The 7,379-nt window shown below is 67.4% G+C and carries 8 protein-coding genes; 4 read left to right on the forward strand and 4 right to left on the reverse strand.

What is annotated here, in order from left to right; translation table 11 throughout:
- Positions 1 to 11: 11 nt before the first annotated feature.
- Entirely contained in the window at positions 12 to 1,571 is a 1,560-nt protein-coding gene (locus tag ABGA98_RS45175) for a phage tail sheath C-terminal domain-containing protein (protein WP_347624659.1), read from the reverse strand.
- 222 nt (positions 1,572 to 1,793) lie between these two features.
- Here ABGA98_RS45175 and ABGA98_RS45180 point away from each other — a divergent pair, with 222 nt between their 5' ends.
- Positions 1,794 to 2,168, forward strand: coding sequence for a hypothetical protein (locus ABGA98_RS45180; RefSeq protein WP_347624660.1), 375 nt, complete (start codon positions 1,794 to 1,796; stop codon positions 2,166 to 2,168).
- Between the two features lie 82 nt (positions 2,169 to 2,250).
- Positions 2,251 to 3,054 (forward strand): BTAD domain-containing putative transcriptional regulator, encoded by an 804-nt coding sequence (locus tag ABGA98_RS45185; protein WP_347624661.1) that lies wholly within the window; start codon positions 2,251 to 2,253, stop codon positions 3,052 to 3,054.
- On the opposite strand, the gene ABGA98_RS45190 is transcribed toward ABGA98_RS45185, so the two are convergent.
- Both ABGA98_RS45190 and ABGA98_RS45195 read right to left on the reverse strand, forming a co-directional pair.
- Positions 2,985 to 3,575 (reverse strand): BTAD domain-containing putative transcriptional regulator, encoded by a 591-nt coding sequence (locus ABGA98_RS45190; protein ID WP_347624662.1) that lies wholly within the window; start codon positions 3,573 to 3,575, stop codon positions 2,985 to 2,987. The two genes, ABGA98_RS45185 and ABGA98_RS45190, sit on opposite strands and share 70 nt — an antisense overlap.
- A 796-nt stretch (positions 3,576 to 4,371) precedes the next feature.
- On the reverse strand, positions 4,372 to 4,536 hold the full coding sequence (locus ABGA98_RS45195; protein WP_347624663.1) for a hypothetical protein: 165 nt from the start codon (positions 4,534 to 4,536) through the stop codon (positions 4,372 to 4,374).
- Positions 4,537 to 4,614: 78 nt separating this feature from the next.
- On the opposite strand from ABGA98_RS45195, the gene ABGA98_RS45200 reads away from it, so the two are divergent.
- The gene (locus ABGA98_RS45200) at positions 4,615 to 5,121 is read left to right on the forward strand and encodes a DUF6444 domain-containing protein (RefSeq protein ID WP_347624664.1); all 507 of its coding nucleotides are present in this window, start codon (positions 4,615 to 4,617) and stop codon (positions 5,119 to 5,121) included.
- On the opposite strand, the gene ABGA98_RS45205 is transcribed toward ABGA98_RS45200, so the two are convergent.
- Positions 5,118 to 6,368 (reverse strand): IS256 family transposase, encoded by a 1,251-nt coding sequence (locus tag ABGA98_RS45205; RefSeq protein WP_347624665.1) that lies wholly within the window; start codon positions 6,366 to 6,368, stop codon positions 5,118 to 5,120. The genes ABGA98_RS45200 and ABGA98_RS45205 overlap by 4 nt on opposite strands.
- Before the next feature lie 161 nt (positions 6,369 to 6,529).
- Between ABGA98_RS45205 and ABGA98_RS45210 the strand changes: the two genes are divergently transcribed.
- Positions 6,530 to 7,168, forward strand: coding sequence for a transposase (locus tag ABGA98_RS45210; RefSeq protein WP_347624666.1), 639 nt, complete (start codon positions 6,530 to 6,532; stop codon positions 7,166 to 7,168).
- The last annotated feature ends 211 nt before the right edge of the window (positions 7,169 to 7,379 follow it).

The raw sequence follows: 7,379 nt of genomic DNA on the forward strand, positions 1-7,379 counted from the left end.
GCCTGCCCCTCCTAAGCCCCCGCGGCCGCGGTCCGCTGCTGAATGCTGATGACCACGAACTCGGCCGGCTTCACCGCCGCGAAGCCGACCATGATGTTCAGCACTCCTCGGTCGATGTCGTACTGCGTCGTGGTCTCGCTGTCGCACTTGACGAAGTACGCCTCTCGCGGCGTCCTGCCCTGGAACGCACCCTGCCGGAACAGATCCTGCATAAACCCGCCGATCGAGGCGCGTATCTGTGCCCACAGCGACTCGTCGTTCGGCTCGAACACCGCCCATTGAGTGGCCCGGACCAACGTGTCCTCCAGGAACAGGGCCAACCGTCGCACCGGCACGTACCGGTACTCATCGGCCAGCACGTCCGCTCCGCGCAGCGTCCGCGCTCCCCATATCACCGTGCCGACGCCATGAAAGGTGCGCAGGCAGTTGATCGCCATCGGGTTGAGCGCACCGTTCTCGCCGTCCGTCAGCGTGATCGCGGGGCCGGTGACTCCGGCCAGCCCCGCCTCCACTCCGGCGGGCGCCTTCCATACCCCGCGCGCTGCGTCCGTGCGGGCCATCACGCCGGCGACCGCGCCACACGGGGCAAATTCGCGGATCGCGCCGTCCCGCAGCGGATCGGGCCGCCGCAGGCGCGGAAAGTACACCGCTCCGTTGCGGCCCTGGGCGGTCAGGCCTCGGCCCTGCAACCAGGCACTGATCGTGGTGGCGTTCGCGTCAGGCGGCGGATCCACGAGCAAGAACGCCCGATGACGTGTGCAGAAGTCCAGCGCGGCGGCCCACACGCTGTCGTCGAGCTTCAGGTCGGGTACCGATGGCGGCAGGCACAGCAGTGTGAACAGGTCGGCGTCGTGCAGGGCGTAGATGCCCTTCTTGGCGTTCTCCAGCGTGCCGCCGGTGTATTGCGTGGCGGTGAGATGATCGCCGTCGGTGCCGGTGACCGCCGGGTCTATGCCGGCGCCACCGTAGCTGCCCTCGTCGGGACGGCCTGTGCCCGGCAGAGCCGTCTCCCGCGCCACCTTGACCAGCCGGGAACCAGCCAGCACCAGGTCCACCCGGCGCGGCCCGTCGACCAGGGTGACGTTGGGATACGTCTCCACCATTACCGGATCCTCCGGCGGGCCTTCCCGCACGGTGAGGTGGAACAGGTCGTCGGTCTCCACACCCTGCTGGCCAGCGACCGTTTCCGCCTCGGCGCCCGTACCTGCGTGCTCCACCTGCACGTTCAGCGCGTTGCCCCACGCCCCCGGCCCCAGCGCCTCCAGGCTCAGAGCACCATTCAGGTCGAGTAGCGCGGTGGCGGCGTTGCGGGCCAGCCGGACGATCATCGCCTGGTTCCCGCCGTTGAGGTAGAAGTCCCGGACGGCGTAGCCGAGGCCGCTGTCTCGCCAGAGGCCGCCGAACGTGCGCTCGAACTCGGCGTACGAGGAGATCGGTACCGGCACGTCAACCGGCCCGCGAAGAGCCCGCCCGACAAAGGCGGTGACCGCGGTGGCGACGCCGGTGATGGTGCGGCTGCCGCCGGGTATCTCTTGGATGTAGACCCCGGGATGGCTGAGCGTTACCGCCATGACCTCTCCTCAACTCCAAGGTGTGCTGGGCAGCCGTACACCGATGACAGCACTCTTCCCCGCTCCCGTCACCGTGCCGTCACCCGGCCGTCTGAGCCTGGCCTGGACTTTTCCAGTGACGCACTGGACACGCGTCGGTGACGAACGGCCGCCAGGCTGACGGTCGATCGCACCAGACCACTGGACCGGAAAGCGCCAGTCCGCCTGATCCGGAGGAGACACATGACCGAGAAGATCAAATGGAGCCTCCAAGCCCGGGTGGCGGGCGGACCGCAGCTAGTGGCCTCCGGCACCGAGAACGTCGAGGCGTACGACAAGATCTCGGCCGAGATACCGGCCACCGGCAGCCAGCAGGTGGACCTGATGCCGGCTGACACCGAACGGATCGGCATGGTGGTGATCCTGCCTGCCGCGCCGAGCGACACCCTGTCGTACAAGGTCGGCAGTACCACCATCACCCTCGACAGCCCGCACGCGTTCCTCGGCACCGGGGCCGCGCGGCTGCTCGGCACGAAGTTGTCCAGCCTGACCTTCACCAACAGCGCCGCTGAACCCGCCCTGGTGGAGATTCTGGTGGGCCGCGACGTGACACCGTGACGTTTACGTTCGTATGACGTCTCAGTGACGGACCGCTCTCTAATCTTGCGGGGGCAAGCCCGCACCGCAGGGGAGTTCCCGCATGTCCGCCGACTTCGTCGACGCCCTCGTCGCCAACCAACCCGTGGGGGCCGGCTTCGTGATCCGGCTGCTGGGTGACGTCCGTGTCAGCCATGGCTCCAGTTGGTACGAAGTCCCCGAGGGCAGCAAGCGGTTGCTGGCCTTTGTCGCCCTGCACCGCGGCCGTCTGGGCCGCGCTCACGCCGCCGCAACCCTGTGGCCGGATGCCGCCGACAGCCGGGCGGCCGGCAACCTCCGCTCCGCGCTCTGGCGACTCAATCAGGCCCTCGTCAAACTAATCGACGTGGACCGGCACCATGTGGCCTTCCGGCCAGGTGTTCTGGTCGACATCGATCTCGTCACCTCCTGGGCCGGCCGAATGGTCACCGGTAGACCGATGCCCGACGACCTGCGCGTGCTGCCCACCCGTGGCCTCCTGTTCGACCTGCTTCCCGGCTGGTACGACGACTGGGTGCTGACGGAACGGGAGCGCATCCGGCTACGGGTGCTGCACGGCATGGAGGCGATGACCCGGCATCTCGTGAAGGCGGGCCGCTGTGCGGACGCGGTCGAGGTGGCGCTGGCCGCCACCAGCGCGGAGCCCCTGCGTGAAAGCGCCCAGCAGGCGCTGCTCGAGGCGCACCTGGCCGAGGGAAACTGGGTCGAGGGTCGCCGCAGCCTGGACGCCTACCGCCGACTGCTGGCCCGCGAACTCGGTGTGGAACCCCATCCGCGGCTCGCCGAGCTGCTCGGCTCCTATCCCAGGGCCCGTACCTCGCCCATCGCCGACCGGGAGCGAGCCTCCTCCATCAACATCCTGAGCTGAGCCGACGGCCGGACGCCGAGTTGCTCGGCGAGCATCCGAACCACCTGCTCCGCATGGCGCAACGCGTCACTGGCCCTGCCGTCCGCGAGCATGGCAGTGAGCAGCAGCCGGTGACCGCTCTCCCTGAGCACGTCAGCCGCGACGGCCCGCAGGGCCCACTCCAGCCCGGCCGTCACGTCACCGGCGCTGATCGCGGTGTTCGCCGCGTCCTCCAGCGCCCGCAGGTTGCGAAGGCGCAGCAGTTCCCGGTGCCTCGGCACCCAGGCGTCGTACCAACCGGGAAGCAGCTCAGGGCAGCCGTTCGCCGCGTATCGGCGGAGAAATTCCGGATCGACCGAGCCGGTGCCGGTGCCCGTGAGGAACCAGGTGTCCACGAAAACTCCCGAAGCGAGCGCGACGGTGCCTGCGGAGTCGGCGAGCAGCCCGGGCGCCATCTTACGCAACCGCCACAGCGCCATCCGCAAATCGGCCGAGGCTCTCTCTTCCGGTTTGGTGCCCCATATCGACCGTGCAGCGCGCATGCGAAGCGATGGGCCGCATACCGCGAGGAAGGCCACCATTCTCTGCGCAGCCGCCGGCAGGACGAGTGGCTTACCGCTCCGGTCGAGGTCGAAACTACCGAACAAACGCAGACGCCACGCAGGACGCTCGTCAGCCAGATCATCCCGCGGCGATCCCATCGTGATGTGCACGGCATTACTCCGCTCAGCTCGGACAACACGTCAAGTCATCACTATGGATCTCACGGTTGCCGTGCTGAGCCTACCCTCGCGGCGAAAGCTTGAACCGAGAAAGATCCAGCCCGAAGATTGCCGACGAGATACCCCGCCTGGGGCACAGTCTGTGCCGACACGGCCACGGCCCGGCGCAGCAGCAAAGTCGGCGAGCTGGCCGGCCAGGTCCACGTTCACGTTGTCCCGCGCCACGCCAAAGGTGCGCCCAGATGCTGGTGGATTCCTCTACGGCCTGAAAAAACCCCGTCGGAATGCACCCGCATCTAGAGAGCGGGAGCGCCTTGTGATCTCCCGCTACCAATATGGCCCTGACCTGCTTGAACACCCGTCGTGCCGCGACCCGCAGGAGACCCACCCTAAACAGCCCGATGAACGTCGAGCGCGCCCACATATCCCACATCTGTAGACAAGATGGACTCGAAGTTGCTGCAGCTCTCCTAAAGACCCCATGCCACTTCGTGGCGCCCTCGGATAAGTGAAACTGTAAGCAATCAGAAGGTTTTGTGACGGTCGACAAAAGGCGCTGATCAGGCGTCGAGGTAAGCAATCAGAAGGTTTTGTGACGCTGGGTGAAAGGCGCTGATCAGGCGTCGAGTGCGACGGGCGGCATCCAGAGGTTGCCGGTGAAGGCGCGGTGGATGGCCTCGAAGGCGCTGAGCCCGTGCTTGCGGGCGCTGTCGAGGTAGGAGCGGACGGTCAGCCAGGCGGTGGCGCCATCTTCGGATTGATGGCAGCCGGAGATCTTCACCTGGGTCTTGACGTAAGCATTCAGCAGTTTGTGATCATGCTGGCGTGAGTGTGAGTCGCGTCGTGGGATGATCTCTGCGTGCCGAAGCCCGCGAGCCGCCGCCCGTCGTATGACGAACTGGCCGAGCTGGTGGTCCGGCAGATGCACACGATCGAGGCGCAGCGGCAGACGATCGCGCAGCTGGAGACGACGGTCGAGCAACTGAGCGCGCGGGTGGCCGAGCTGGAACGCCGGCAGGGCCGCAACTCCGGCAACTCCTCGTTACCGCCTTCCAGCGACACCTTCGTGCGGCCGGAGAGGAAGCCGCCGCCCGCGAGCTGGCGCAAGCGGGGCCGTCAGCCGGGAGCGCCGGGAAGTGGCCTGGCCATGGCCGAGGTGCCGGACGAGGTGGAAGACCACCTGCCGGCCGCTTGCGGCGGATGCGGCCAGGAACTGTCGGCCACCGACAGCGTCGGTTTCGCCCGCCGGCAGGTCCGCGACATTCCCCTGGTCACGGTCACGGTGACCGAGCATCGGACGCATCGCTGCCGGTGCGGCGGATGCGGCCGCATCACCGGATGGCGTCCCGTGGAGTGGTGTAACTAGGTGATCGACTGCTGTGCTTCTGCCTGGATGGTGAGTGCGGCCGGGTCGCGTGCGGGGGCGTTGGTGCGGAGGTCGGCCATGGAGGCTTCTGACAGGTAGCGGCGGTCGGTGACTTGCCACTCGTCGTGGAGTTCGGCCAAGACGGCGCCGGCCAGCCGTTCCAGTGCGGGAGGGTTGGGGAAGACCTGCACGACGTCGGCGCGGCGTTTGACCTCGCGGTTCAGCCGTTCCAGCGTCGGGTTGGTGGACCAGATCTTCTTCCAGTGTGAGACGGGGAAGGCGGCAAAGGCGGTGATGTCGTCGGCGGCTTTCAGCAGCATGTCCTTGACCTGGGGGAACTGTCGGCCGAGCATGTCGGCGACGGTATGCAGCTGAGTGCGGACGGCTTCGGCGTCGGCTTGGGCGAAGATGGTGCGGATGGTGGCTGCGACCATCTCGCCCGACCCCTTAGGGATCTTGGCCAGGACATTTCTCATGAAGTGGACTCGGCAGCGCTGCCAGGCGCTACCGAGCAGGACGGTGCGGATCGCGGCGACCAGGCCGGTATGGGCGTCGGAGATGACCAGGCGGACGCCGTGCAGGCCGCGGGCGCGCAGGGATCGCAGGAACTCGGTCCAGAAGGCTTTGTCCTCGCTGTCGCCTACCGCCAGGCCGAGGACTTCGCGGTGGCCGTCGGCGGTGATGGCGGTGGCGATCACGACGGCCTGGGAGACGATCTGATGGTTGACGCGGACCTTGCAGTAGGTGGCGTCCAGGAAGAGGTAGGGGAAGGCGATGTGGTCCAGTGGCCGTTCCTTGAACGCGGTGATCTCCACGTCCAGGCCCTGGCAGATGCGTGAGACCTCGCTCTTGGAGATGCCGCTGTCCGCGCCGAGGGCTTTGACCAGGTCGTCGACGGCGCGGGTGGATACGCCGTGCACGTAGGCCTCCATGATGACGGCGAACAGGGCGCGGTCGATGCGGCGGCGCCGCTCGAGCAGGCTGGGGAAGAACGAGCCGGAGCGCAGCTTGGGAATCTGCAGTTCCAGGTCGCCGGCGGTGCTGGACAGGGTCCGCTCGCGGTGACCGTTGCGCTGGGTGGTGCGCTCTGGGCTGCGTTGATACGGGGCGGCGCCGATCACGGTAGTGGCTTCGGCCTCGATGAGTTCTTGAAGCATGCGCTGCAAGGCGCGGCGGACCATCTCCACGCTGTCGGCGGCGCGTAGTGACTCCAGCAGCTCGGTTAAGTCAGACTGGGACAGAGCCATCGTGAACGTGTCCTTCCGGGAAGAATGAGCGCTTCCCTTCGACCGTCACACGATGGCTCACCTTCTGCCAGACCCTGGTGACTGATCGTCACAAACTACACCACCCGACGGGACGCCATCCTGGTCACTCACTCATCATCACCACCACCACCGCGGCCCTCATGCCCGCTCAGGTCGCGGGCGCGCCGTCGTCATACGGGCCGAACCTGCGCGCGCTGGCCGCCTATCTGCTGGTGTTCCAGCACGTGCCGGTGGAACGCTGCGCCCAGCTGATCGCCGACGTCACCGGAGCCCGGGTCTCGCCCGGCTGGGTGTCGTCGGTCCTGGCCGAGGCCGCCACCCTGGTCGCCGGCAGCATCAAGGTGATCCGCGCGCTGCTGACGCTCTCGCACGTGCTGCACGTCGATGAGACCACCACCCGGATCGGGACCGCACGCCGCTGGCTGCACGTGGCCTGCACCAGCACCCTGACCCTGCTCGGCCTGGGCGACCGCTCCCGCGACGGCGCCAACGCGCTCGGCGTACTGCCGCACTTTCGCGGGGTGCTGGTGCACGACTCGCTCTCGCTCTACAACGGCTACCCCGGGGCCCGGCACCAACTGTGCGGATCCCACCTGATCAGGGAGCTGACCGCAGCGGCCGAAGACCACCCCGTCCAGCGCTGGCCGGGACAAATCCGCTGGACCCTGGCCGAACTGAACAAACAAGCCGCCCGGGCCCGCGAGCAAGGGCTGACCGCGATCCCGGCCCGGCAGGCGGAGGTCTACCTCGGATGGGTGCGGATCCTTTCCAGGGACTGAGGTAATCAGGCCGTGAGTTGGTATCCGTCCTGGTAGCGGGTCTGGTGGACGCGGTGGTGTTCTTGCTGGAGATGGAAGGTCCACTGAGCCCTTCCGCGTAAGCCCCCGCGACAGAGTGTGATCCTCGGGCCGCCCCGACGCCGGCGCCCCCGATGATCGAGAAGCGTAAAGCCCCTGGTAGAAGTTGGTCTTGCGACAGATCGACTTCGGA

Source organism: Nonomuraea sp. B1E8, from assembly GCF_039871515.1.
GTDB lineage: Bacteria > Actinomycetota > Actinomycetes > Streptosporangiales > Streptosporangiaceae > Nonomuraea.

Excerpts from the sequence above, each read along its gene's own strand:
- ABGA98_RS45205 (WP_347624665.1), bottom strand. The coding sequence starts at position 6,368 with ATGGCTCTGTCCCAGTCTGACTTAACCGAGCTGCTGGAGTCACTACGC.
- ABGA98_RS45175 (WP_347624659.1), bottom strand. The coding sequence starts at position 1,571 with ATGGCGGTAACGCTCAGCCATCCCGGGGTCTACATCCAAGAGATACCC.
- ABGA98_RS45190 (WP_347624662.1), bottom strand. The coding sequence starts at position 3,575 with ATGCGCGCTGCACGGTCGATATGGGGCACCAAACCGGAAGAGAGAGCC.
- ABGA98_RS45210 (WP_347624666.1), top strand. The coding sequence starts at position 6,530 with ATGCCCGCTCAGGTCGCGGGCGCGCCGTCGTCATACGGGCCGAACCTG.
- ABGA98_RS45180 (WP_347624660.1), top strand. The coding sequence starts at position 1,794 with ATGACCGAGAAGATCAAATGGAGCCTCCAAGCCCGGGTGGCGGGCGGA.
- ABGA98_RS45185 (WP_347624661.1), top strand. The coding sequence starts at position 2,251 with ATGTCCGCCGACTTCGTCGACGCCCTCGTCGCCAACCAACCCGTGGGG.